Genomic DNA, 24749 nt, shown 5'->3' on the forward strand with positions numbered 1-24749 from the left:
GGTCGGGGCCGGGTTGTTTCCCGGCCAACTCGATGTGCAGGTCACGGACAGGTCTCGTACGAGGTACTGACTCCGGCTCCTCCATGTGGCTAACATCACGCCAGCGGTGGCGATGTTGCCACGGCGTTACGGAGGTGCGACGTGCTGCCAGTACGGGGACGAGACGGCCGAACCGCCAGGCCTGCCCGCATCCTGGGCACCCGCACCGCATGGACACCCGTCGGCGACGGCGAGTTCTTCTGCCCGGGCTGCGGAGGCGACCGCAACTACCAGCGGCTCACCGGCCGTCGCCGCTTCACCCTGCTCGGCGTGCCCGTGCTGCCGCGCGGCACCACCGGGCCGGTCGTGGAGTGCGCCGCCTGCCGCCACCACTACGGCACCGACGTCCTCGACCACCCCACCACCTCCCGCTTCTCGGCGATGCTCCGCGACGCCGTGCACACCGTCGCCCTCGCCGTCCTCGCCGCGGGCGGCACCTGCTCCCGGGCGTCCCTGGAGGCGGCGGCGGGCGCGGTCCGCGCGGCCGGCTTCGAGGAGGCCACGGAGGAGCAGCTGGGCGCGCTGGTGGAGGCCCTCGTCGCCGACACCGGACGGGTCTTCGAGCAGCCGTACCGCGCGAGCCTGGCGATAGAGCTGCACGAGGCCCTCGACCCGCTGGCCCCGCACCTCGCCCCCGCGGGCCGCGAGTCCCTGCTCCTCCAGGCCGCCCGCATCGCCCTTGCCGACGGCCCCTACACCAACGCCGAACGCGAGGTCCTCGGCACGGTCGGCGCGGCCCTCACCATCTGCGCCACCGACGTGACCCGCCTGCTGGCGGCGGCGCGTCTGCCGTCCTGAGCGCCGGTCTCCGGGCCGCCGTATCTGACGGTACGACAAACCGTGTGACCCGTTTGGCCGTTGCGGGCGTGCGATGGGGGTGTTGAGGGGGACCATGGAAGAGTGAGCCATGTGTCTCCTGTGACCCGTGCGAGCCGGATCTCCGTCGCCGCCGCCCTGCTGCTCGGGGCGTTCACGGTCGAGCCCAGGGCGTGGGCGGCCGGCTGCGAGTCCTCCGTGCCGTACGTCTCCGGCGAGGGCGGCTACGCCCAGTACCGCATCCCGGCCGTCGTCCGCACCGCGCACGGCACCCTGCTCGCCTTCGCCGAGGGCCGGCACGCCACCGCCGGGGACAGCGGTGACATCGACGTCGTGCTGAGACGTTCCGCCGACGGCGGCTGCAGCTGGAGCCCGCTCCAGGTGGTGGCCGACGGCAACGGGGACACCCGCGGCAACCCGGCGCCCGTGGTGGACCCGAAGAGCGGCGAGGTCGTCCTGGTGACCTCCTACAACGACGGCTCGGTGAGCGAGGCGCAGATCATGCGCGGCCAGGTCACCGAGGCGCAGAGCCGCCGGGTGTACGTGCAGCGCAGCCGCGACGACGGACGTCACTTCACCCGCCCGCGCGAGATCACCGCCCAGGTGAAACCTTCCGGCTGGCGCTGGTACGCCACCGGCCCCGGACACGCCGTCGCGCTCACCCGGGGACCGCACCGCGGCCGCCTGGTCGTCGCCGCCGACCACTCCGCCGCCCCGCGCGCCGGCTCCGGCGACACCGGCCAGGAGGCCAGGTACTACGGCGGCCACGCGATCTACAGCGACGACGGCGGCCGCACCTGGCGCCTCGGCTTCGTCGACGACTCCTACACCGGCAACGACAACGCCAACGAGACCACCGCCGCGCAACTCCCGGACGGCCGCCTCTACTTCAACGCCCGTGACCAGAACGGCCTCAGCCCCGGCAACCGCCTGGAGGCCTGGTCGAGCGACGGCGGCGAGACCCTGGACGCCGCCTACACCGTCCAGCCGACCCTCGCCCGGGTCCCCGTGGTCGAGGGCTCGGTCCTCCAACTGCAGGGCGCCGAGGCCCCGTTGCTCTTCTCCGCCCCCTCGGTCCCGACGGCCCGCAAGGCCATGGCCCTGTGGACCAGCACGGACCAGGGCATCACCTTCGGCAGGCTCCGCACCCTGTCCGCCTTGAAGGCCGCCTACTCCGACCTGGTCCAGGTGGACCGGAGCACGGTGGGCGTGCTGTACGAGACGGGCACGAAGACCGCGTACGACACCATCGAGTTCCGCCGCGTCGCGGCCCCCTGAGCGGGCCGGGCCGCCCCGGCCCGCCGGGCAACCGAATCCGGGGGTCCGGTGGTCTGGAGGGCGAGGGGGTGGCTGATGCAGGCCGAACTAGAGGCCCAGTTCCAGGAATTCGTCAGAGCACGGTGGTCGCACCTGGTGCGGACCGCGTATCTGCTCACCGGTGACCCGCACCACGCGGAGGACCTGACGCAGACCGCGCTGGCGAAGGCCTACCGGTCCTGGCGGCGCGTCTCCCGGACCGACCATCCGGAGGCGTACGTCCGCCGCATGCTGGTCAGCTGCAACAGCGACCGGTTCCGCAAACGCCGGGTCGCCGAGTCGCTGACCGCCGCCCCGCCGGAGCGCGCGGGGCACGACGACGCGGTGTCCCGGGCCGACGAGCGCGGCACGCTGCTCGCGGCCCTGGCCCGGCTGCCGCCGAGGCAGCGCGCGGTGGTGGTGCTGCGGTACTGGGAGGACCTGTCCGAGAGCGAGGTCGCCGAGGTGCTCGGCTGCTCCCCGGGCACGGTCAAGAGCCAGGCGTCCAAGGGCCTGGCGAAGTTGCGTACGGTTCCGGGACTCGCGCAGGCCATGAGCCACGCGGCGCCCGCGCAGGGAGGCAGCAGGTGAGCGGTCAGAAGCAGGCCGGGGCGACCGAGCCGGAGTTCGAGGCCCGGGTGCGGGCGCTGCTGGCGGGGGACGCGTCCCTGGTCCGGCCGTCGGCGGTGCCGTACCCGGAGATCCGCCGCCGGGGCGTGCTGGAGCGGCGGCGCCGCCTGGCCGTGGGCGGGGCGGCGCTGGCGGCCCTGGCGGCGGTACCGGTCGGCGCGTACGCGCTGGGCGGCGGCAGCACCACGACGAGTCCGGCCGGACCCAGCCCCACCGTGCTGACCAGCGGGCGCCCGGCACCGACCCTGTCGGCCAGCGCGTCGGCCAGCGCGTCGGCCAGCGCGTCGGCCAGCGCGCCGACCAGTGCGTCGCCCCCGGCACCGTCGACACCGTCGGCCACCTCGACCGCCCCGGCGCGCCCGGCGTCCCCGGCGCACCAGCTGCTGGACGGGATCACCTTCGACCAGGCCGCCGACGGACTCGGCAAGTGCCTCGACTACAACAAGGCGCACCGCCTGCCCAAGGACCCCGCCTACATCGACCTGGGCAGGCCCGCCGACTACCGGATCATCCTGGCGATGCGGAGCACCGGGGACTCCAACGCCCCCGGCGACGGCTACTTCGTGGTCGCGGTCCGTCAGAAGCCGACGCCGGTCCGGCTCATCTGCACCGTCAAGGACGGCAAGGCCGAGGGCCTGAACACCAGCGGCGGCGACCCCTTCGGCGACGCGGGGACGGCCGTGGTCCCGGACATCAACAGCGGCAAGCTGTACCAGCAGTCGGTCATCGACAAGGGCAACTGGAAACTGCCGTTCCGCTGGGGGATCATCGGCGGCTACCGCGCCTCGGTGGCCACGATGACGGTCTCCTACGGCGGCGACGCGGGCGAGGTGGTCCTCGACCACGGCTGGTTCGTCGCCACCGGCACCCTGCACAAGCAGGTCACCGCGGCCCCGCACCTGAAGGGTTACGACGCGGCGGGCAAGCTCGTCTACGACTCCGACCACGACGCGTCCTACGAGAAGACGCTGCCCTAGCCGACGGCCCGCCCGGTGCCGGCCCCGTTGTCCCGGGCCGGCACCGGGGGCGGGGCTCTTCGGGCCCGTTGCGCGGTCGGCGGTCGGCGGCCGCGGTCGGCGGCCCAGGTGTCAGCCGGAGACGGCGGCGAAGAGCCAGTGCTCCGGAACGTCGTACTCCGGGGCGGTGAAGAAGCCGTGGGTCGCGTGGCCGAGGTCCTCCAGGGTGAGGGACCCGTCGCCGTCGCGGTCGAGCCGCGCGAACTCACCCGCGGCGCTCGGGTCGGTGACGTTCCGGGCCTTCAGGTACTTCTCGAACTCGCTCTTGCCGACCTTGCCGTTCCCGTCGGCGTCCATCAGCGCGAAGACCCCGGCCGTGACCTCGCGGATGTAGCCGGGGAGGTCGGAGGCCGACTTCCCGACCATCGTCCTCTCCACGCACGAGGACATCTCGTCCTTGGTCACCCGGGTGTCCATGTTGGCGTCGCCGGCCTTGATGACTCCCGTGATCAGCGCCTGCACGATGCGAGCCCGCTGCACCTCCGCACCGGCCGCGTCGTCGGCGGTGCGCGGCAGATCGTCGCGGTCGATGTAACCGTTCCTGCTGGTGTCGATGAGGTCGAAGAGGCGAAGAACCCTCGTCCCGTACCCGCCCATGGTGGTCGTCCTTCCGTGAGACGCCGCTGCCCGGATGATCACCAGGAAAGCTAGGTCGTGACCGCGCGGACGCCGCTGCGACGCCACCCGTGATCACCCGAAGGTGTGCCGGACGGCTGCCGCCGATACGCCGTGGGCCGATCCGGCGGGCCGGTCCTAGCCCTCCGTCTCCGTCGCCGTCTCCTCCCGCAGTGCCGCATCGAGCAGGGCCCCGGCCGCCCAGCGCATGACGTCCTTCGCCTCCTCGGGGTCCAGTTCGCAGACGTCGCGGGTCGAGACCAGGGCCTCCACGCCGTAGACCAGGGTGAGCGCCATGGTCAGCCGGCGCAGTACGGCCGGCGGGAGGGTCGCTGTGAGGGGGTCCAGGGCGGTGCGGGAGAGGCCGAGGCGGTTGCGGCTGCGGGTCGGGAAGTGCTCCTCCTGCCCGTCGGTCTGCCGGAAGCAACGCTCCAGGCTCGCGCCGAGCATCGCCCGCCACGCCGGCTCGTTCGCCAGCTGCATGTCGGCGACCCGGGAGACCACCGCGTCCACGCGCCCGGCGGGATCGGCGGGCAGGTCCGCGGTGACGTCCGGGCTGCGCAGCAGGGTGCGGGTCTCCCGGATCAGCTCCTGGGGGCTGGAGAAGTAGCGGTAGGCGGTGGCGGGCGAGACCCGGGCGGCCTCGGCCACGTCCGCGATGGTGACGGCGTGCCCCTCGCGGAGCAGTTCGGCGGCCGCGTCGACGAGCGCCCGGCGGGTGCGCAGCTTCTGGTTGCGCCTGCCGTCCTGCGCGCCCCCCGCGCCCTCCCCGCTCCCGGCACGCCCCTCCATGATGAGAGTCCCCTCTTGTCGTGAGAAACTTCTCTCATTACGGTAGCACTGTCTCATTACGGGGGCCGCGGGCTCCGCGAGGAGTGCGCGGCGTGACGAGAGAGGGGGCTCCCGACCATGGGCTCCATGACAACCGCCGAGATGGAAGCGCTGATCGAGGCGCACATGAGCGCCGAGGAACGCGGTGATCCGGAGGGTTCGGTCGCCGTCTACACCGACGACGTCGAGCACGACGTCGTCGGCGACCCGAACGGCCCGAAGCACGGCATCCCGGCGGCGCTCGACTTCTACCGGCAGCTGTGCAAGGACTTCCACGCCGAGAGCGAGGAGCGGACCCACACCTACTACTCCGACGACGCCGTCACCATGGAGCACGTGATGACGGGGACCGTGCCCGGCTCCATGCTGGGCATCCCGGGCGGCGGACGCCGGGTCACCTTCCGGATCCTGCACGTCTTCGAGTTCCGCGACGGCCGGATCTCCCGGGAGAACGTGTGGCTGGACGGCGCCGCGGTGGCCGCCCAGCTGACGGCTCCCGCGTAGCACCCCGCAGCACTCCGGCGCCGGCCGCCGCCCGTGCGGCCGGCGCCGACTCGCGCGCGCGTCCGGCCGGCGCCAACTCCTGCGCGTGCGCGGGGCCATGGTCCTGCCGTGGCCCCGCCGTCGTGGTGTCATTGGTCCCACCTCTGACGGTTTACGCCATTCGCGTGCGTTGCCTTGACCGTCCACGAACCCCCTCTTATGGTCGCGCTTACACAGGATGTCCGACGTCTCCGTTCCCCCACGCTGGAGGCACCGTGCGCGACGAGGCGACCCACGCCCGCAGGACGTTCCTGACACTCACCGGCGCGCTGGGCGCGGCAGCGGCCCTGCCGTCGCTGACGGCGTGCGGCCCCAAGTCCACGATCGACCTCGGCGGCGACGGCTCCGACCGCACCCTCACGGCCGTGATCGGCTACGGCAACGACGGCAGCTGGGACCCCACCCAGACGGCGTCCGCGTTCGCGATGGCCGCCAACAACCACATCTACGAGGGCCTGGCCGACACCGACCCGATCACCCGCGCCCCCTACCCGGCGCTGGCCACCCGGCTGCCCGCCGACGCGAACGCCACCACCTGGCGGTTCACCCTGCGCCCGGGCGCCACCTTCCACGACGGCAGGCCGGTCACCGCCGACGACGTGGTCTTCGTCTTCGACCGGATCCTCGACCCGGACACGCAGACCCTCGCCCAGGGCTTCTTCGCGAGCTGGCTCAAGGAGGCCCGCAGGGTCGACGCCCGGACCGTCGACCTGGTCCTCCGGTTCCCCTTCCCGGACGGGCTCGCCCGCCTCACCCTCGCCAAGATCATGCCGGTCCACGTGTTCTCCCGGCCCGGCGCCTGGGACGACGCGATCAGGGGACTGGCGATCGGCTCGGGACCGTACCGGCAGACCGCGCACCACCCGAAGTCGAACACCACCTTCGCCGCGTACGAGCACTACAACGGCCCCCGCAGGCCCGCCTTCCGGAAGATGAACTGGCTGACGATCGTCGACGCCGCCTCGCGCGTGGCCAGGATCTCCGGAGGCACCGCCGGCGCCCAGATCTCCGACAACATCCCGTACGCCAACATCCCCCGCCTCGAACAGGGCGGGCTGTCGGTCGGCGGCGGCGCCGGGATGAACAACGCGTTCCTGATGTTCAACACCCGGCACAGACCCTTCGACGACGTCCGGGTCCGGCAGGCCCTGCACTACGCCATCGACAAGGCGAAGATCGTCGAGGTCGCCCTCAAGGGCCACGGAAAACCCGCGAGTTCGTTCCTGAACGAGACCAACCCCGCCTACCGGCCGGCGAAGACGGTCTACGACCACGACCCGGCGAAGGCGCGGGCCCTGCTGGAGGCCGCCGGAGTCAGCGGCCTCCACGTGAACATCCTTGCCGTCAACGTGAGCTGGCTCGTCGACTGCCTGCCCACCATCAAGTCGTCCTGGGACGCGATCGGCGTCGCCACGACCCTGTCCCCCCAGGAGACCACGGCCGTGTTCACCAAGATGGACCAGAAGCAGGACTACCAGGTCGTCGCCGCCGTCTCGAACCCCAACCAGTTCGGCCTCGACGCCGACCTGATCATGCGCTACAACTACGGCCCCGAGAACCTCTGGACGGGCTACGCCCGCTGGTCGGACGACGCCGTCGCGAAGCAGCTCTTCAAGGACATGGACGCGGCCACCCGCGAACCGGACCCGGACAAGAAGACGACGATGATCCAGGACTACATCGACGTCGTCGCCGAACAGGCCGTCCTCTACCCGGTCGTCCACAACGAGCTGATCACCGCCTGGGACCCGCGCAGGCTCACCGGCATAAGGGCCCAGCCCTATCCCGGCATCAACGTCCTCACCGCCAAGTGGGCCTGACGGCATGACCGCCGTCCTGCGCATCCTGCTGCGCCGCACCGTCCTGCTGGTGCCGCTGCTGCTCGGCATCGCCCTGTTCGTGTTCCTGGTGATGCGCTTCTCCGACGTCGACCCGGCGTCCGCGTTCTTCCAGGGCGCCAACCCCACCCCACGGCAGCTCCACGACTTCCGCGAACGCAACGGCCTCCTCGACCCGCTGCCCCTGCGCTACGTCCGCTTCGTCGGCGGCCTGCTCCACGGCGACCTCGGCACCAGCGCCCTCACCCGCACCCCGGTCCTCGACCAGGTCGCCACCGCCCTGCCGCTCACCCTCCAGCTGACCTTCCTCGGCCTCGGGATCGCCGTCGTCCTGGCGCTGGCCGCAGGCGTGACCGCGGCCATCCACCGGGACCGGGCCGCCGACCAGGTCATCCGCGTCCTCTCCCTGGTCGGGGTGGCCGCACCCGCCTTCTGGCTGGCACTGCTGATGATCCAGTACCTGGCCGTCGACCGGGGCTGGTTCCCGTCCGGCGGCTACATCAACCCCGAGGACTCCGTCACCGGCTGGCTCAGGACCATGGCCCTGCCCGCCCTCGCGCTCTCCCTCCCGGTGGCCGCCCAGCTCACCCGGATCGTCCGCACCTCGGTGGTCGAGGAACTCGACAAGGACTACGTCCGTACCGCGATCGGCAGCGGCCTGCCGCCCCATGTCGTGGTCGGCCGCAACGTGCTCCGCAACGCGCTCGTGAACCCCCTGACGGTGCTCGGCCTGCGCGTCGGCTACCTCCTCGGCGGCGCCGTCGTCATCGAGACCGTCTTCGCCCTGCCCGGCATGGGCAAGCTGATGATCGACGCCGTGCAGAACGGCGACCCCGCCGTGGTCCAGGGCGTCGTCCTCACCACCGCGACCGGCTTCGTCGTCGTCAACCTCGTCATCGACATCCTCTACCTGCTGGTCAACCCGCGCCTGAGGGAGGCCGCATGACGGCCCGCACCCGCGCGGCCCGCACCGCCGCGCTCGCCCGCCCCGGCGTACGGCTGCGCAGGCTGCCGCCGTCGTCGAGGACGGCCCTCGCCTTCCTGACCGTGATCGTCCTGATGGCCGCTCTCGCCCCCCTCCTCGCCCCCGACGACCCCCTCGCGCAGCAGGCCCCCGTCGACGGCACCGGCCACCCCTCCGCCGGCCACTGGATGGGCCAGGACAGCCTCGGCCGGGACATCCTCAGCCGGCTGATGTACGGCGCCCGCTGGTCCCTCGCGATCGGCCTCGGCGCGACCGCCCTCGCCCTGACCGCCGGAGCCCTCCTCGGCGCCCTCGCGGCCACCTCCCGCGGAGCTGTCGACGAGACGCTGATGCGCTGCCTGGACGTGGTGATGGCGTTCCCCGGCATCGCCCTGGCCGCCGTCCTCGTGGCCGTCTTCGGCGGCGGCATCACGGTCCTGATCTGCGCGATCGCCTTCCTGTTCACCCCGCCGGTGGCCCGGGTCGTCCGCGCCAACGTCCTCGACCAGTACGGCGAGGACTACGTCACGGCGGAACGCGTGATCGGCGCCCGCACCCCGCACATCGTCGTCCGCCACGTGGCCGTCAACTGTCTCGCCCCCGTCCTCGTCTTCTGCACGGTCCAGATCGCCGAGGCCATCGTCTTCGAGGCGTCCCTGTCCTTCATCGGCGCCGGTGTCCGGCCCCCCGACCCGTCCTGGGGCAGCGTCATCGCGGACGGCAGGAACATGGTCCTGACCGGCGGCTGGTGGGCCACCCTCTTCCCCGGCCTGCTGATCCTCCTCACCGTGCTCTCCCTGAACATCCTCTCCGAGGGCGTCTCGGACGCGTGGGCGTCACCGGCGGCGAGGGAGACGGAACCGACGGGGGCCGATCCGGTGGAGGCCGTCGAGCCCGGCGAGGTCCTTGAGCTGCCCGGCCTGACGGAGGCGGGGGAGCGACTGCGCCGACGCGCCCGGCCCCTGCCCTCCCAGGAGGGCCCGCCGGTGCTGTCGGTCCGCAACCTCACCATCGGCTTCGCCGACCGCCACCGGGGCGTGAACATCGTCGACGGTATCGGCTTCGAGGTGTATCCGGGCGAAGTCCTGGGCCTGGTGGGGGAGTCGGGCTGCGGCAAGTCCCTGACAGCTCTGACGATCATGGGCCTGCAACCGAAAACGGCCAGGGTGACGGGCGAGATTCTTTTCAGCCGACGGGACACGAGCGCCCCTTCAGGGGCGCGGGGAACTGCGCGACCAGCCCCCACCCACCCGCAGCCGCCCACCGACCTCACCACCCCCCACCACCGCCTCCTCGGCCACGAACTCGCGATGGTCTACCAGGACGCCCTCTCCTCCCTCAACCCCTCCATGACGGTCAACGCCCAGCTCAGGCAACTCACACGGCGAGGCGGTCGCAGGCACCCCGCCGAACTCCTCACCCTCGTCGGCCTCGACCCCACCCGCACCCTGCGCAGCTATCCCCACGAACTCTCCGGCGGCCAGCGCCAGCGCGTCCTCATCGCGATGGCCCTCTCCCGCGACCCCCGCCTGATCATCGCCGACGAACCGACCACCGCCCTCGACGTCACCGTCCAGGCCCAGGTGATGGAACTCCTCCTCCGCCTCCGCGAGGAACTCGGCTTCGCGCTGATCCTCGTCTCCCACGACCTCGCCCTGGTCGCGGACGTCACCGACCGGGTGGTGGTGATGTACGGCGGCCAGCTCGTCGAGACCGGCGTCACCGCGGAGCTGGTCGCCGCCCCCGCCCACCACTACACGCGCGGCCTGCTCGGCAGCGTGCTGTCCCTGGAGTCCGGGGCGGAGCGGCTCACCCAGATCAGGGGCGTGGTGCCGTCCCCCGCCGACTTCCCGGCGGGCTGCCGCTTCAGCGGCCGCTGCCCGGCGGCGACCGACGTCTGCCGTACGACACCACCGGCCCTCGTCGGCAGCCCCGTCCACACCGCGGCCTGCCACCACCCGGCCGTCGACCCGGCGGCGAGCACGGAGGCGGTGACGTGAGCGCGGTCCAGCTGTCCGGCGTCCATGTGGTCCACAAGGCCCGCGGCGGGGGCCTCTTCGGCCGGGACCGGGTGTACGCGCTGACCGGCGCCGACCTCACCGTGGCGGCCGGTGAGACGGTCGGCGTGGTCGGCGAGTCGGGGTGCGGGAAGTCGACCCTGGCGAAGGTGCTGGTGGGGATCGAGCGGCCGACCGCCGGCACGGTCACCTTCCACGGCCGGGACCTGTGGTCGATGACACCGGGCGAACGCCGGTCGGCCGTCGGCGCGAGCACCGGCATGGTCTTCCAGGACCCGTCGACGGCCCTCAACCGCCGCCTGCCGGTGCACAGGATCCTCCGCGACCCGCTGGACGTCCACGAGCGCGGCACGAAGGCCGAACGGGAGGACCGGGTAAGGGAGTTGATGAGCCTCGTCGGGCTGCCCCGGGCGCTCGCCGAGGCCCTCCCCGGCCAGCTCTCCGGCGGCCAGCGGCAGCGCGTCGCGATCGCCCGGGCCCTCGCCCTGGACCCCGGCCTGGTGGTCGCCGACGAGCCCACCAGCGCTCTGGACGTCTCCGTCCGCGCCCAGATCCTCAACCTCCTCCTCGACCTGCGCGAACGCCTCGGCCTCGCCCTGGTCTTCGTCTCCCACGACATCCAGACGGTACGGCGGATGAGCGACCGGGTGATCACCATGTACCTGGGCCGGATCGTCGAGGACACCCCGGCCGCCGACGTCACCGACCACGCCCGGCACCCGTACACCCGGGCCCTGTTCTCGGCCACCCCCGGCCTGCTGAACCCGATCGACCCCATCCCGCTCACCGGCCCGGTCCCCTCGGCGACCCGGCCGCCGTCCGGGTGCCCGTTCCGCACCCGCTGCTGGCGGGCGGACGACGAGTGTGCCGTCCGCATGCCTGACTTCACGGCCGCGTCACGCCCCGGCCACCGCTACCGCTGTCACCATCCGTTGGAGGAGGACCAGCCGAGCCACAGCCCGCCCAGGGAGACCAGATGACGTTTTCCGCCCCCCACACCCGTGAGCCGAAGGGGCGCGCCGGAGCCGAGGCCGCGAGCGCGCGGAGGCCCGAAGGGTCGAGCACGGTCGTGGCCTCGGCTCCGGCTTCCGGCGCCCCGGAGGGGAACGGGCAAATGACGGTGTCCGGTGTCGTACCGCCCGTCTGCACGCCCCTGACACCGGACCGCGAGGTGGACGTCCCCTCCCTGCGCAGGCTCGTCGACCATCTGACGGCGGCCGGGGTGGACGGGCTGTTCGTGCTCGGCTCGACCTCGGAGGTGGCGTACCTGACGGACCGGCAGCGCAGGCTGGTCACGGAGACGGTGGTCACCCACGTGGCCGGCCGGCTCCCGGTCCTGGCGGGCGTCGTCGACATGACGACCCCCCGGGTCCTGGACCACGTCGCGTCCGTCACCGCGGCCGGCGCGGACGTGGTCGTCGTCACCGCCCCCTTCTACACCCGCACCCACCCCGCCGAGATCGCCCGCCACTTCCGCCTGGTCGCCGAACGGTCGCCGGTCCCGGTCGTCGCGTACGACATCCCGGTCGCCGTCCACACCAAGCTCCCCGCCGACCTGGTCCTCGCACTGGCCGGTGACGGGGTGCTGGCCGGGCTGAAGGACTCCAGCGGCGACCTGGCGGGCTTCCGCGAGGTCGTCACCGGCAGCAGGGGCCTGTCCGGCTTCAGCGCGCTGACGGGGTCCGAGCTGACCGTCGACTCGGCCCTCGCGCTGGGCGCCGACGGCGCGGTCCCGGGCCTCGCCAACGTCGACCCGGACGGCTACGTCCGCCTGCACCGCCTCTGCCGCGCGGGCGACTGGGACCGGGCGCGCGCGGAACAGGAGCGGCTGTGCGCGCTCTTCCGGATGACCGGCGTCGGGAACCCGGCCCGGATGGGCGCCAGCTCGGCGGGGCTGGGCGCGTTCAAGGCGGCACTGCACCTGCGCGGGGTGATCGACTGCCCGGCCACGGCCGAGCCCCAGGTGCCGCTGTCGCAGGAGGAGACGGAGTGCGTGGCCAAGTACCTCGCGGGCGCGGGCCTGATGTAGCCGGTACGGAGGCCTCGCGGGGCCCCGGGAGGCCCGGGAGCCGGGACAGACTCCGGCCGAGTCTAGGCACGCAGCGCCACACCGGTGATGCGAAGCGTGAAATTCCCAGGGGCGGGGGAGCCAGGTGAGGTGAACGCGATGAACCTCCCCATCGGCTCCTGCGCCGTCGACACCCGTACCGGACGGCTGGGCATCGTCATGGGCCACGAGGGCCCCTACGTGCAGTTGCGGCCGTACGGGGGAGGACGGGAGTGGGACGCGCACCCGGACGCCGTACGCGTCGCCACCCAGGCCGAACGGCTCGGCGCGGCCACCGCCCACGCCGACGCCCGCAGCCGCGGCGAGGCCCCCTGAAGATTCCGTCGCGGAATCGCCCCGTTCCGCGGCAGGGCAGAATGGGGCCATGAGCCTGTTCCGCGACGACGGCATCGTGCTGCGCACCCAGAAGCCGGGTGAGGCGGACCGCATCATGCTGCGGCCACGCGGGGGGCACGGCGTCCGATTGCGGCTGCGCCGCGGGCCGCACCCCCAGCCGGGGGTCGGTGCACCATGAGTCTTTTCCGGGACGACGGCATTGTCCTGCGCACCCAGAAGCTCGGCGAGGCGGACCGGATCATCACCTTGCTCACCCGCGGACACGGCCGGGTGCGGGCCGTGGCCCGTGGGGTGCGGCGGACCAAGTCGAAGTTCGGGGCCCGGCTGGAGCCGTTCTCCCATGTCGACGTGCAGTTCTTCGCCCGCGGGAGCGAGCTGGTCGGACGCGGGCTGCCGTTGTGCACGCAGAGCGAGACGATCGCGCCGTACGGCGGCGGGATCGTCACCGACTACGCGCGGTACACCGCCGGGACGGCCATGCTGGAGACCGCCGAGCGGTTCACGGACCACGAGGGCGAGCCCGCGGTGCAGCAGTACCTGCTGCTGGTGGGGGCGCTCAGGACCCTCGCCCGGGGCGAGCACGCCCCGCATCTGGTCCTCGACGCCTTCCTGCTGCGCTCCCTCGCCGTCAACGGCTACGCGCCCAGCTTCGACGCCTGTGCCAAGTGCGGCATGCCCGGCCCGAACCGTTTCTTCTCGGTCGGCTCCGGCGGCACCGTCTGCGTCGACTGCCGGGTGCCCGGCAGCGTCGTACCCTCGCCGCAGGCCCTGGTTCTGCTCGGCGCGCTGCTTACGGGAGACTGGGAGACCGCGGACGCGGCCGAGGCACGGTACGTCCGGGAGGGCAGCGGGCTGGTGTCCGCCTATCTGCACTGGCATCTGGAGCGCGGACTGCGCTCGCTCAGGTACGTAGAGAAAAGCCAGTAGAAAAGCCAGTAGAGAAAAGCCAGAGGGAGACGAGAAGCACATGGTCGTACGCGGGATCCTGGGGCGCCAGCGCCGCGAGTACAAGGCGCCGGAGCCGCACCCGTCCGGTGCCCGCCCGCCGAAGCTCCCGGGCGAGCTGGTCCCGAACCACGTCGCCATCGTCATGGACGGGAACGGCCGCTGGGCGAAGGACCGCGGGCTGCCGCGCACCGAGGGCCACAAGGTCGGCGCCGAGCGCGTCCTCGACGTCCTGCAGGGCTCCATCGAGATCGGCGTCCGCAACATCTCGCTCTACGCCTTCTCCACCGAGAACTGGAAGCGCTCGCCCGAAGAGGTCCGCTTCCTGATGAACTTCAACCGCGACTTCATCCGCAAGACCCGCGACCAGCTCGACGAACTCGGCATCCGGGTGCGCTGGGCGGGCCGGATGCCCAGGATGTGGAAGTCGGTCGCCAAGGAGCTCCTGGTCGCCCAGGAGCAGACCAAGGGCAACGACCTGCTCACCCTGTACTTCTGCATGAACTACGGCGGCCGGGCCGAGATCTCCGACGCGGTGCAGGCGATCGCCGAGGAGGTGAAGGCGGGCCGGCTCGACCCGTCGAAGATCTCCGAGAAGACCATCCAGAAGCACCTGTACTACGGGGACATGCCGGACGTGGACATGTTCCTGCGGCCCAGCGGCGAGCAGCGCACCTCCAACTACCTGCTCTGGCAGAGCGCTTACGCCGAGCTGGTCTTCCAGGACGTGCTGTGGCCCGACTTCGACCGCCGCGACCTGTGGCGGGCCTGCATCGAATACGCCTCCCGCGACCGGCGGTTCGGCGGGGCCATCCCCAACGAGGAGCTGCTGGCCATGGAGGGCCGCACGGAGGAGAACCCCTCAGGCACCTGACGGTCACGCGCCGTTCACGAGGGCCGTCGAGGATGCGGAAGATCCATCCCAGGCCACCCCCCGGTCCCCCGCCTCTGGAACGGTCCTCATGAAGCGCGTCATCCCCGTCCTGACCCTCGGCGCCCTGCTCCTCACCGCGCTGCCCGCGCACGCCACGGACTCCGGGCTCGCCCACCGTGACAGCTACGGCACCAAGGCCGTGTACGCCCCCGGCCAGAACCCGCGCACCTACCAGCAGCCGCCCACCGGTTACACCGCCGTCTTCACCGAGAACGTCTCCCGGCACGGTTCCCGCTCCGCGACGGACGGCGAGGACGGCGACACGATCCTCGCGCTCTGGAACCAGGCCAAGGCCGACGGCCAACTCACCGCGCGCGGCAAGAAGTTCGGCCCGGACGTGCAGACCCTCGAAGCGGCCATGAGCGCGATCGGGTACGGCAATCTCAGCGGCCGCGGCAAGGACGAACTCCGCGCGACGGCGGTCCGCCTGGAGAAGCGCCTGCCGTCCCTCTTCTCCGCCATCGCCGCGAACGGCGAGAAGATCGACGTCGTCAGCTCCGGCCAGGGCCGCGCGGTCGACAGCGGTACGGTCTTCTCCACCGCCCTCACCGACGCCGACCCGGCGCTGAAGGCGTCGCTCGGCACCGCGCGCGTCGACAAGAACCTCCTCTACTTCCACAAGTCGGCCGGCGGCGCCGACTACCAGAAGTGGCTGGCGAGCGACGAGCGCCTCGCCTCGACCCTGACGGCGGTCACCGACCAGCCGGCCTCGCACAAGGCGGCGGCCCGGGTCCTCGGCAGGATCTTCAAGCCGGCGTTCGTGCAGCGCATCGTGAACGGCGAGTTCGCCGCCACCGCCGACGACATCACCGCCGCCACCGCCGTCTACAACCTCTACGCCATCGCGCCCGCCATGAGCGAGGAGAGCCCGGACGGCAAGGGCTGGGACTTCGACCGCTACATCGCCCCGCGCGACGCGGCCTGGTTCGGCTACCTCAGCGACGCCGAGGACTTCTACGAGAAGGGCCCGAGCTTCTCGGACAGCGACATCACGTACAAGATGGCCCAGCCCCTGCTCGACGACCTCTTCAAGCAGGTCGAGGCGGAGCGCGACGGCACCAGCACCCTCGGTGCCGAACTCCGTTTCACGCACGCCGAGGAGATCATCCCGCTGGCGGCGCTGATGCAGCTGCCGGGCAGCGAGAAGGCGGCCGCTCCGGGCGTCGACTACACCTACGCCAACAACCCATGGCGCGGCGCAGAGGTCGCCTCCCTCGCCTCCAACATCCAGTGGGACGTCTTCAAGAAGGGCGACGACTACCTCGTCCGCATGCTCTACAACGAGAAGGAGATCGCCTTCAAGGCAGGCTGCAAGCCGATCTCGAAGCACAGCAAGTTCTACGACCTGAACGAACTGGAGCGCTGCTTCGGCAGGAGCTGAGCGGAGGCGGGGGCGGGGTGGGGACGCTTACCGGCGCAGCTAGGTCGTGCCCCGTAAGGGGCGCGGGGAACTGCGCGATCAGCCCCCACCGGCCCGCAGCCGAAAAACGGCTCAGCCCGCGGCGCACCCCGCGCAGTCCGCGCACGTGCCGAAGATTTCCACGGTGTGGGCCACGTTGACGTACCCGTGCTCCGCCGCGATCGCCTCCGCCCACTTCTCCACGGCCGGCCCCTCCACCTCCACCGCCTTGCCGCACACGCGGCAGACCAGGTGGTGGTGGTGCTCGCCCGTGGAGCAGCGGCGGTACACCGACTCGCCGTCGGACGTGCGCAGGACGTCCACCTCACCGGCGTCGGCGAGGTTCTGGAGCGTGCGGTAGACCGTGGTCAGGCCGACCGAGTCGCCCTTGTGCTTGAGCATGTCGTGCAGTTCCTGCGCGCTGCGGAACTCCTCGACCTCGTCCAGGGCCGCCGCCACGGCTGCCCGCTGGCGGGTCGAGCGGCCCTTCACGGGCGGTCCAGCGGTCGTCACCGGTTGCCTCCTCACGTCACTGCCTCTGCCGGGCCATTGTGCCAGCCCGGGCCGAGGGCGTTCAGACGCCGACCTCGTCGGCGGCCGCTCTGCCGGCCGGAATCGCGCACTCCGCCGGATCCCCGGCGGGCCGTCGCGCGGCGGCCGCGCGGGCGCGTCGGCGGGCCAGCGGGGTGGCCAGCACGCTCAGCGCGATGAACGCCGCGATGGTCAGCAGGACGATCGTCGCGCCCGGCGGGACGTACTGGTAGTACGACGTGATCGTGCCCCCGATCGTCACCGTCACACCGATCGCGACGGCGATCGCGAACGTGGCCGCGAAGCTGCGGCTCAGCTGCTGGGCCGCGGCCACCGGGACGACCATGAGCGCGGAGACCAGCAGCAGGCCCACCACGCGCATCGCGACCGTCACGGTCACCGCCGCCGTGATCGCCGTCAGCAGGTTCAGCGCCCGTACCGGCAGGCCGGTCACCCGGGCGAACTCCTCGTCCTGGCTGACCGCGAACAGCTGCCGGCGCAGGCCGAGGGTGACCAGCAGGACGAAGGCCGCCAGCAGGCAGATCGCGGTCACGTCCGACTCGGACACCGTCGACAGCGAGCCGAAGAGGTACGACATCAGGTTGGCGTTGGAGCCGCCCGGCGCGAGGTTGATCAGCATCACGCCGCCGGCCATGCCGCCGTAGAAGAGCATCGCGAGGGCGATGTCGCCGCGGGTGCGGCCGTACCAGCGGATCAGTTCCATGACGATCGCGCCCAGCACCGAGACCGCCGTCGCCATCCAGACCGGGGACGTCGAGAGCAGGAAGCCGAGGCCGACGCCGGTCATCGCGACGTGGCCGATGCCGTCGCCCATCAGGGCCTGGCGGCGCTGGACGAGGTAGATGCCGACGGCGGGGGCGGTGATGCCGACCAGGACGGCGGCGAGCAGGGCCCGCTGCATGAAGGCGTAGTTCAGGAAGTCCATCAGCTCAGCAGTCCCGTGCGCAGTGGTGTGTGCTCGTCGTGGGGGTGGACGTGGTCGTGGCCGGGGAGGGCGTGCTGGCCCACGGCACGCGGGGGCGGGCCGTCGTGCAGGACGCAGCCGTCGCGGAGGACCACCGCGCGGTCGATCAGCGGCTCCAGCGGGCCCAGCTCGTGCAGGACGAGGAGGACCGTGATGCCGCGCTCGACCTGTTCGCGCAGGGTCTGCGCGAGGATCTCCTGGCTGGCCAGGTCGACGCCCGCCATCGGCTCGTCCATGATCAGCAGCTCGGGCTCGGCGACCAGCGCGCGGGCGATCAGCACCCGCTGGTGCTGGCCGCCGGAGAGCGCCTCCACGTTGTCCTTGGCCCGGTCCGCCATGCCGACCAGGTCCAGGGCCTGCCGGACGGCCGCGTGGTCTGCCTTGCGGAAGAGGCCGAAGCGGGTGCGGGAGAGGCGGCCGGCGGAGACGACCTCGGTGACCGTGGCGGGGACCCCGCCCGCCGCGGTGGTGCGCTGCGGGACGTAGCCGACCCGCGACCAGTCCCGGAAGGTGCGGTGCGGGGTGCCGAACAGGGATATCCCGCCGCCGCTCACCGGGACCTGGCCGATGATCGTGCGGATCGCGGTCGACTTGCCGGAGCCGTTCGCGCCGAGCAGCGCGACGACCTCACCCCGGTGCACGGTGAGGTCGATGCCGCGCAGGACGGGGCGCGAGCCCAGCTCGGCGGTGACGCCGCGCAGGGATATGACGGGCTCGCCGCTCATCTCGTCGTCTCCTGTCACCTGGGGTGTCGCTCGGGGTGTCTCTTGGTGTGTCGCTTGGCGGGTCACTCGGCGCCCAGTGCCTGCCGGAGCGCCTTGAGGTTGGCCTCCTGGACCGCGAAGTAGTCCCTGCCGCGGGACTTGGCCGTGATGCCCTCGATCGGGTCGAGGACGTCCGTCTTCAGTCCGGCGTCGGCGGCGATGGTCTTGGCTGTCTTGTCGCTGACGAGCGTCTCGTAGAAGACGGTGGTGACGCCGTCGGCCTTGGCCATGGTCTCCAGGTCCTTCACCCGGGCCGCGCTGGGCTCCGACTCGGGGTCGAGGCCGTTGATGGCCTCCTCGGTCAGGCCGTAGCGCTCGGCGAGGTAGCCGAAGGCGGCGTGGGTGGTGATGAAGACCTTGGACCTCGTGTGCGCGAGGCCGTCCTCGAACCGGGTGTTCAGGGCGTCCAGCTTCTTCACCAGGGCCGCGGTGTTCTTCTTGTAGTCGGCCGCGTGGTCCGGGTCGGCCTTCTCGAAGGCCTTGCCGACGCCCTCGGCGACCTGGGCGTAGCGCACCGGGTCGAGCCAGATGTGGGGGTCGAGGCCGGACAGCTCCTCGTTCTTCGAGGTGTCGTGCGTGGCCGCGTGGCCGCCGACCTCGTTGCCGTGCTTCTCCAGCGTGGTCAGGGAGGCCGCGTCGATCTTCGTCCTCACCGACGACTGGGCGACCGCGTCGTCGACGGAGGGCTGGAGGTTCTTGAGGTAGAGGACCGCGTCGGACTTCTCGATCCCGATGATCTGCTTGGGGCTGATCTCCAGGTCGTGCGGCTCCTGGCCGGGCTGCGTGAGACTGGTGACGTGGACGTGGCTGCCGCCGATCCGGTCGGCGAGGTAGGCCATCGGGTAGAACGACGCGACGACGTCGAACTTGCCGGTCTGGGCCGCCGTGGCGGCGCCGCCGCAGGCAGTGAGGGTCGCCATGCCGAGTGCGGTGACGGTGGTCGCGGCGGCCGCGGGTATGAGGCCTCGTCGTACGTTCATGAGAGTCATTTTCAACAAACATGGAAACCGTTGTCAACAAGCCTGGGTGAGAGGCCGGTAAGCGATACCGATTTGGTCGAGGGGGAGCCCCCGCCGGTAACCTGAAGCATTCGCTCTGAAGCATTCTCGCTTCGTCGCCCGTCGTCGTAATGAAGAGAGCACCGTGGCCGCCGACAAGATCGACACCATCGTCAGCCTGAGCAAGCGCCGTGGCTTCGTATTCCCGTGCAGTGAGATCTACGGCGGCCAGAAGGCCGCCTGGGACTACGGACCGCTGGGTGTCGAGCTCAAGGAGAACCTGAAGCGCCAGTGGTGGCGCTACATGGTGACGTCGCGCGAGGACGTGGTCGGTATCGACTCGTCCGTCATCCTGGCCCCCGAGGTCTGGGTGGCCTCCGGTCACGTCGCCACCTTCACGGACCCGCTGACCGAGTGCACCTCCTGCCACAAGCGCTTCCGCGCGGACCACCTGGAGGAGCACTACGAGGCCAAGCACGGCCGCCTCCCGGAGAACGGCCTGGCGGACGTGAACTGCCCGAACTGCGGCAACAAGGGCCAGTTCACCGAGCCCAAGCAGTTCTCCGGCCTGCTCTCCACCCACCTCGGCCCGACCCAGGACAGCGGCTCCGTCGCCTACCTGCGCCCCGAGACCGCGCAGGGCATCTTCACCAACTTCGCCCAGGTGCAGGTCGCTTCGCGCCGCAAGCCGCCGTTCGGCATCGCGCAGATGGGCAAGTCCTTCCGCAACGAGATCACGCCCGGCAACTTCATCTTCCGCACCCGCGAGTTCGAGCAGATGGAGATGGAGTTCTTCGTCAAGCCGGGCGAGGACGAGAAGTGGCAGGAGTACTGGATGGAGCAGCGCTGGAACTGGTACACCGGCCTGGGCCTGCGCGAGGAGAACATGCGGTGGTACGAGCACCCGAAGGAGAAGCTCTCCCACTACTCCAAGCGCACCGCCGACATCGAGTACCGCTTCCAGTTCGGCGGCAACGAGTGGGGTGAGCTGGAGGGCGTCGCCAACCGCACCGACTACGACCTGAACGCCCACTCCAAGGCCTCCGGCCAGGACCTGGCCTACTACGACCAGGAGGCCCAGGAGCGCTGGACGCCGTACGTCATCGAGCCCGCGGCCGGTGTCGGCCGCGCGATGCTGGCGTTCCTGCTCGACGCCTACGTCGAGGACGAGGCGCCGAACGCCAAGGGCAAGATGGAGAAGCGCACGGTGCTCCGCCTGGACCACCGCCTGGCCCCGGTCAAGGTCGCGGTCCTGCCGCTCTCCCGCAACCCCGAGCTGTCCCCGAAGGCCAAGGGCCTCGCCCAGGCGCTGCGCGGGCACTGGAACATCGAGTTCGACGACGCCGGTGCGATCGGGCGCCGCTACCGTCGCCAGGACGAGATCGGTACGCCGTACTGCGTGACCGTCGACTTCGACACGCTCGAGGACAACGCGGTCACGGTGCGCGAGCGCGACTCGATGAAGCAGGAGCGGGTTTCGCTGGACCAGATCGAGGGGTACCTGGCCGGGCGCCTGCTGGGCTGCTAGGTCCGCGGCCCTCACGCCTTCTCGCCCACCCTCCCATCCGACCAGGTCGGCTGGGAGGGTGGGCGTTCCGGTTTCCTACAGGTCCAGGTCCGCGTAGAGCGCCGCGTGGTCGGAGGCTTCCGTCGTCTTCGACTTCACCGTGTCGAAGTGCGGGATCCCCTTCGCGTAGATCCCGCGTGTCTCCAGGCCGACGGACTGCACCCTGTCCCACAGCGTCGGCGGGAACAGCAGGTAGTCGATCTTGTCGTGCTCGCTGCGGCACTCCCCGTGGGTGCCGGGCTTCCCGTGGTAGGTGCGGTGGCTCATCGCGTCCCGCAGGCCGGTGTCCCGCAGCACCTCGGCCGCTTCGCTGTCCGGTTCGTCGTTGAGGTCCCCCGCGACCATGACGTGGTCGGTGCGCTCCAGCGCCTCCCGGTAGATCTCCGCGACCCGCTTCGCCTGGGCCAGCCGCAGCTCGGGATCGTCGTGGAACTTGCTCTTGAGGTGGTTGCCGAGAATCACCAGAGGGGCGCCGTCGAGCTGGATCTCGAACTCGGGGCAGTCCCGGCTGAACAGGTTCCTGTCGGGCTGCTCCGGGTCGGTGTCGAAGATGTGGGACCGCACGGAGGTGATCGGGTGGCGGCTGAGGATCCCGATGTCGATGCCCCGGGGATCGTTGCCGTCGATCAGCATGTCGTAGGGGTACGGCCGCCTGCCGAGCGCCTCGCCCAGGACCTGCGTGTTGAAGCGCTCCAGGGTGAGCCGGTCCTCGACCTCCACCGTGAGCAGGACGTCGGCGTCGACCTCCGCCACCACCCGGCCGGTGTTGCGCACCACGCTCATGTCGAGGTCGTCGTAGCCGAGTTCGGCCCAGCCGGTCCAGGAACCGCGGCCGCCGGCGACGATCTCGATGTGCGGGTCGTCGTCCGGTCCGGACTTCTCGAACAGCCCGGTCGGCCTGTGCTCGAAGTCCTTGCCCGGACGCAACTCGTTGATGAAGATCGCCGGCGGGTTCTTCGGGTTGCTGTCGTAGGCCTTGTACGTCTTGATGAGCGCGGCGATCTTCGTCTTGTCGTCCTGCCGGTACTCCGGCAGGTCGAGCAGGGTGACCAACTGGGCGAAGTCGTCGAGGACTTTCTCGCGCTCGGCCGGGTTCGAGAGCTGGAACGCCGTGGGCCGGCGGAAGAGGTTCTCCATGTTGAAGGTGGCGATACGGGTGCTCATCGAGGGCCTCCTCGGCGGCGCGAGTGCACCGCGCGGCCGACGGCAGGCGCCGCCTGGGACACTGCGCGCCGACAGTTCCATTCTCCGGGCCTGATCGGGACCTGTCGAACGGAGGGCGGCCGCCGGTCGGCCCGTCGGAGCGGCGCGGCGAGGCGCGGTGCGGTGCGGCCCCGGCCGCCGGATGCGGCCGGGGGCTCACCGGAATGCCCGGCGGGCGGCTCAACGCCCCTGAAGCGCCTTGACGTTGTTGCCGAAGGTCCAGCTCTTCGAGCCGTCCCAGTTGATCGACCAGGTCATCAGGCCCTTGAGGGACGTGCCGTAGTGGTTCCAGGCCTGGGAGACCAGGGACGGTGACATGTAGCCGCCGCCCGCCCCGGACTGCGCGGGCAGGCCCGGGACCTGCTTGTCGTAGGGCACCTTGATCGTCGTACCCTGCACGACCAGGCCCTTGTTGAGGCAGTCGGTCTGCGCGGTGAAGCCGGCCACCGTGCCGGCCGAGTAGGAGTCGCCGGAGCAGCCGTACATGCTGCCGTTGTAGTACTGCATGTTGAGCCACCACAGGCGGCCGTTGTCGGCGTACTTCTTGACGATCGGCAGGTAGGCGCCCCAGATCGAGCCGTAGGTGATGCTGCCCCCGGTGACGTACGCCGTCTCCGGGGCCATCGTGAGGCCGAAGTTGGACGGCATCTGGGCGAGGATCCCGTCGATGATGCGGACCAGGTTGGCCTGGGAGGTGGAGAGCTGGGTGATCGACCCGCTGCCCACCAGGCCGGTCTCGATGTCGATGTCGATGCCGTCGAAGTTGTACTTCTTCAGGATCGGGACGATCGTCGAGACGAACTTGTCGGCCACGGTGGAGGAGCTGAGGTCGATGCCCGCGGCCGCGCCGCCGATGGACAGCAGGATGGTCTGGCCGGAGGCCTTCGCCGCGCACATCTCCGCGGGCGTCGCCACCTTCACGCCCGTGTCCATGCCGTCCTCCCAGAGCGCCGTTCCGTCGGAACGGATCACGGGGAAGGCCGCGTTGACCACGTTGTAGCCGTGGGCGGCGATCGCGGAGTTGGTGATCGGGGTCCAGCCGAAGGGCGGGTGGACGCCGTTGGCGGAGCCGTCCCAGTTCTCCCAGTAGCCCTGGAGGACCTTTCCGGCGGGCCGTGACTTCACGGCACAGGTGTCGGCGGCGGAGGCGGAGCCGGCGGCGGGGAGCTGGACGAGTGCCGCGGTCGCGAGTGCCGCGGCGAGCAGGGCGAGGGTGCGGCGGATCATGCGGGGCCTCCCGGTGGGGTCGGGTTGGGACGCACGGGTGTCGTAGTCATGACAATGCGGCGGTCCAGACCTCTCGTCAATAGGTCTGGACCATTCGGAACGACTATGGAATGACAGATATTGAAATCTGTCATCTGTCATGCCAAGGTGGAGCCATGACGACGCACACCCGCTCCCTCGGATCCACCGGCCCCCAGGTCTCCACCCTCGGCCTCGGCTGCATGGGCATGTCCGCGATGTACGGCGAGGCCGACCGCGCCGAGTCGATCGCCACCGTCCACGCGGCCCTCGAAGCCGGCGTGACCCTGCTCGACACCGGCGACTTCTACGCCATGGGCCACAACGAGATGCTGGTCGGCGAGGCCCTGCGCACCGCCCCCGCCGCTCTCCGCGAGAAGGCGCTGACCAGCGTCAAGTTCGGCGCCCTGCGCGACCCGGACGGCGGCTGGACCGGCCACGACGGCCGCCCGGCCGCCGTGAAGAACTTCGCCGCCTACTCCCTGCAGCGCCTCGGCGTCGACCACATCGACGTCTACCGGATCGCCCGCGTCGACCCGGACGTGCCGATCGAGGAGACGGTCGGCGCCATCGCCGAACTGGTCGAGAAGGGGCACGTCCGGCACATCGGCCTCAGCGAGGCGAGCGCGGACAACATCCGGCGGGCCGCCGCCACCGCGCCCATCGCCGACCTGCAGATCGAGTACGCGATCATCACCCGCGACATCGAGCGGGAGATCCTGCCGACCACGCGTGAGCTGGGCATCGGCATCACCGCGTACGGCGTGCTCTCCCGGGGCCTGATCTCCGGCCACTTCACCCGCGACCGGCAGCTCGGCGCGGGCGACTTCCGGGCCTTCTCGCCGCGTTTCCAGGGCGACAACCTCCAGCACAACCTCGACCTCGTCGAGGCGCTGCGCAAGATCGCCGACGAGAAGGGCGTGACGGTCGCGCAGATCGCCATCGCCTGGGTGCTGTCCCGCGGCGACGACATCGTGCCGCTCGTCGGCGCCCGCACCCGCGAGCGGCTCGCCGAGTCCCTGGGCGCGCTGGACGTCACCCTGGACGCGGCCGACCTGGCGGCGATCGAGGAGGCCGTACCGGCCGACGCGGCGGCTGGCACCCGCTACCCGGCCGTGCAGATGAGCCATCTCGGCACCGAGCACTGACCGCGGCGCCAGGTACCGTC

At 71.3% G+C, this 24749-nt stretch carries 25 protein-coding genes; 17 read left to right on the forward strand and 8 right to left on the reverse strand.

Annotated elements, in window-relative coordinates; all coding sequences use genetic code 11:
- Positions 1 to 141: 141 nt before the first annotated feature.
- From ABZ887_RS37135 to ABZ887_RS37150, 4 genes are all read left to right on the forward strand, one after another.
- Positions 142 to 837 (forward strand): TerB family tellurite resistance protein, encoded by a 696-nt coding sequence (locus ABZ887_RS37135; RefSeq protein ID WP_361299725.1) that lies wholly within the window; start codon positions 142 to 144, stop codon positions 835 to 837.
- A gap of 120 nt (positions 838 to 957) precedes the next feature.
- Positions 958 to 2133 (forward strand): sialidase family protein, encoded by a 1176-nt coding sequence (locus ABZ887_RS37140; RefSeq protein ID WP_361299965.1) that lies wholly within the window; start codon positions 958 to 960, stop codon positions 2131 to 2133.
- A 75-nt stretch (positions 2134 to 2208) separates the two neighbouring features.
- On the forward strand, positions 2209 to 2742 hold the full coding sequence (locus ABZ887_RS37145; protein ID WP_361299728.1) for a SigE family RNA polymerase sigma factor: 534 nt from the start codon (positions 2209 to 2211) through the stop codon (positions 2740 to 2742).
- Positions 2739 to 3758: a hypothetical protein gene (locus ABZ887_RS37150; protein WP_361299731.1), complete on the forward strand. Its 1020-nt coding sequence runs from the start codon at positions 2739 to 2741 to the stop codon at positions 3756 to 3758. Before ABZ887_RS37145 ends, ABZ887_RS37150 begins: the two co-directional genes overlap by 4 nt.
- Positions 3759 to 3869: 111 nt before the next feature.
- On the opposite strand, the gene ABZ887_RS37155 is transcribed toward ABZ887_RS37150, so the two are convergent.
- Complete coding sequence (locus tag ABZ887_RS37155) at positions 3870 to 4394, reverse strand: hypothetical protein (protein ID WP_361299734.1); 525 nt, start codon at positions 4392 to 4394, stop codon at positions 3870 to 3872.
- A gap of 156 nt (positions 4395 to 4550) precedes the next feature.
- On the reverse strand, positions 4551 to 5204 hold the full coding sequence (locus ABZ887_RS37160) for a helix-turn-helix domain-containing protein (protein WP_361299736.1): 654 nt from the start codon (positions 5202 to 5204) through the stop codon (positions 4551 to 4553).
- 126 nt (positions 5205 to 5330) lie between these two features.
- Between ABZ887_RS37160 and ABZ887_RS37165 the strand changes: the two genes are divergently transcribed.
- From ABZ887_RS37165 to ABZ887_RS37215, 11 genes are all read left to right on the forward strand, one after another.
- Positions 5331 to 5747 carry an ester cyclase gene (locus ABZ887_RS37165; RefSeq protein WP_361299739.1) on the forward strand — a complete coding sequence of 139 codons (417 nt, stop codon included), beginning with the start codon at positions 5331 to 5333 and terminating at the stop codon, positions 5745 to 5747.
- 254 nt (positions 5748 to 6001) lie between these two features.
- The gene (locus ABZ887_RS37170; protein WP_361299742.1) at positions 6002 to 7606 is read left to right on the forward strand and encodes an ABC transporter substrate-binding protein; all 1605 of its coding nucleotides are present in this window, start codon (positions 6002 to 6004) and stop codon (positions 7604 to 7606) included.
- Between the two features lie 4 nt (positions 7607 to 7610).
- Complete coding sequence (locus ABZ887_RS37175) at positions 7611 to 8570, forward strand: ABC transporter permease (protein ID WP_361299745.1); 960 nt, start codon at positions 7611 to 7613, stop codon at positions 8568 to 8570.
- On the forward strand, positions 8567 to 10588 hold the full coding sequence (locus ABZ887_RS37180; protein ID WP_361299748.1) for a dipeptide/oligopeptide/nickel ABC transporter permease/ATP-binding protein: 2022 nt from the start codon (positions 8567 to 8569) through the stop codon (positions 10586 to 10588). The genes ABZ887_RS37175 and ABZ887_RS37180 overlap by 4 nt, the downstream gene beginning before the upstream one ends.
- Positions 10585 to 11586, forward strand: a complete 1002-nt coding sequence (locus ABZ887_RS37185) for an ABC transporter ATP-binding protein (RefSeq protein ID WP_361299751.1) — start codon at positions 10585 to 10587, stop codon at positions 11584 to 11586. Before ABZ887_RS37180 ends, ABZ887_RS37185 begins: the two co-directional genes overlap by 4 nt.
- A 134-nt stretch (positions 11587 to 11720) precedes the next feature.
- The gene (locus ABZ887_RS37190; RefSeq protein WP_361299754.1) at positions 11721 to 12635 is read left to right on the forward strand and encodes a dihydrodipicolinate synthase family protein; all 915 of its coding nucleotides are present in this window, start codon (positions 11721 to 11723) and stop codon (positions 12633 to 12635) included.
- Positions 12636 to 12773: 138 nt separating this feature from the next.
- Positions 12774 to 12989 carry a hypothetical protein gene (locus tag ABZ887_RS37195; RefSeq protein ID WP_361299757.1) on the forward strand — a complete coding sequence of 72 codons (216 nt, stop codon included), beginning with the start codon at positions 12774 to 12776 and terminating at the stop codon, positions 12987 to 12989.
- Positions 12990 to 13038: 49 nt separating this feature from the next.
- Positions 13039 to 13188 (forward strand): hypothetical protein, encoded by a 150-nt coding sequence (locus ABZ887_RS37200; protein WP_361299976.1) that lies wholly within the window; start codon positions 13039 to 13041, stop codon positions 13186 to 13188.
- Positions 13185 to 13937, forward strand: a complete 753-nt coding sequence (recO, locus tag ABZ887_RS37205) for a DNA repair protein RecO (RefSeq protein ID WP_361299760.1) — start codon at positions 13185 to 13187, stop codon at positions 13935 to 13937. Before ABZ887_RS37200 ends, recO begins: the two co-directional genes overlap by 4 nt.
- Before the next feature lie 40 nt (positions 13938 to 13977).
- A complete protein-coding gene (locus ABZ887_RS37210) occupies positions 13978 to 14829 on the forward strand; it encodes an isoprenyl transferase (protein WP_361299763.1) in 852 nt (283 codons plus the stop codon).
- Between the two features lie 88 nt (positions 14830 to 14917).
- Positions 14918 to 16270: a histidine-type phosphatase gene (locus tag ABZ887_RS37215; RefSeq protein WP_361299765.1), complete on the forward strand. Its 1353-nt coding sequence runs from the start codon at positions 14918 to 14920 to the stop codon at positions 16268 to 16270.
- Between the two features lie 111 nt (positions 16271 to 16381).
- Here ABZ887_RS37215 and ABZ887_RS37220 read toward each other — a convergent pair whose 3' ends face one another.
- From ABZ887_RS37220 to ABZ887_RS37235, 4 genes are all read right to left on the reverse strand, one after another.
- Positions 16382 to 16801, reverse strand: coding sequence for a transcriptional repressor (locus ABZ887_RS37220; RefSeq protein WP_351691469.1), 420 nt, complete (start codon positions 16799 to 16801; stop codon positions 16382 to 16384).
- Positions 16802 to 16862: 61 nt separating this feature from the next.
- Positions 16863 to 17765 (reverse strand): metal ABC transporter permease, encoded by a 903-nt coding sequence (locus tag ABZ887_RS37225; protein ID WP_361299769.1) that lies wholly within the window; start codon positions 17763 to 17765, stop codon positions 16863 to 16865.
- The gene (locus ABZ887_RS37230; protein ID WP_361299772.1) at positions 17765 to 18529 is read right to left on the reverse strand and encodes a metal ABC transporter ATP-binding protein; all 765 of its coding nucleotides are present in this window, start codon (positions 18527 to 18529) and stop codon (positions 17765 to 17767) included. Before ABZ887_RS37230 ends, ABZ887_RS37225 begins: the two co-directional genes overlap by 1 nt.
- A 62-nt stretch (positions 18530 to 18591) precedes the next feature.
- Positions 18592 to 19548 (reverse strand): metal ABC transporter substrate-binding protein, encoded by a 957-nt coding sequence (locus ABZ887_RS37235; protein WP_361299775.1) that lies wholly within the window; start codon positions 19546 to 19548, stop codon positions 18592 to 18594.
- Between the two features lie 163 nt (positions 19549 to 19711).
- On the opposite strand from ABZ887_RS37235, the gene ABZ887_RS37240 reads away from it, so the two are divergent.
- The gene (locus ABZ887_RS37240; RefSeq protein ID WP_361299778.1) at positions 19712 to 21094 is read left to right on the forward strand and encodes a glycine--tRNA ligase; all 1383 of its coding nucleotides are present in this window, start codon (positions 19712 to 19714) and stop codon (positions 21092 to 21094) included.
- Positions 21095 to 21169: 75 nt separating this feature from the next.
- On the opposite strand, the gene ABZ887_RS37245 is transcribed toward ABZ887_RS37240, so the two are convergent.
- Both ABZ887_RS37245 and ABZ887_RS37250 read right to left on the reverse strand, forming a co-directional pair.
- Positions 21170 to 22297, reverse strand: coding sequence for an endonuclease/exonuclease/phosphatase family protein (locus tag ABZ887_RS37245; protein WP_361299781.1), 1128 nt, complete (start codon positions 22295 to 22297; stop codon positions 21170 to 21172).
- A gap of 219 nt (positions 22298 to 22516) precedes the next feature.
- On the reverse strand, positions 22517 to 23563 hold the full coding sequence (locus ABZ887_RS37250; protein WP_361299784.1) for a chitinase: 1047 nt from the start codon (positions 23561 to 23563) through the stop codon (positions 22517 to 22519).
- A gap of 155 nt (positions 23564 to 23718) precedes the next feature.
- Here ABZ887_RS37250 and ABZ887_RS37255 point away from each other — a divergent pair, with 155 nt between their 5' ends.
- Positions 23719 to 24729, forward strand: a complete 1011-nt coding sequence (locus tag ABZ887_RS37255) for an aldo/keto reductase (RefSeq protein WP_361299787.1) — start codon at positions 23719 to 23721, stop codon at positions 24727 to 24729.
- Positions 24730 to 24749: the final 20 nt, after the last annotated feature.

It is taken from the genome of Streptomyces sp. NPDC047061 (assembly GCF_040643955.1).
GTDB lineage: Bacteria > Actinomycetota > Actinomycetes > Streptomycetales > Streptomycetaceae > Streptomyces.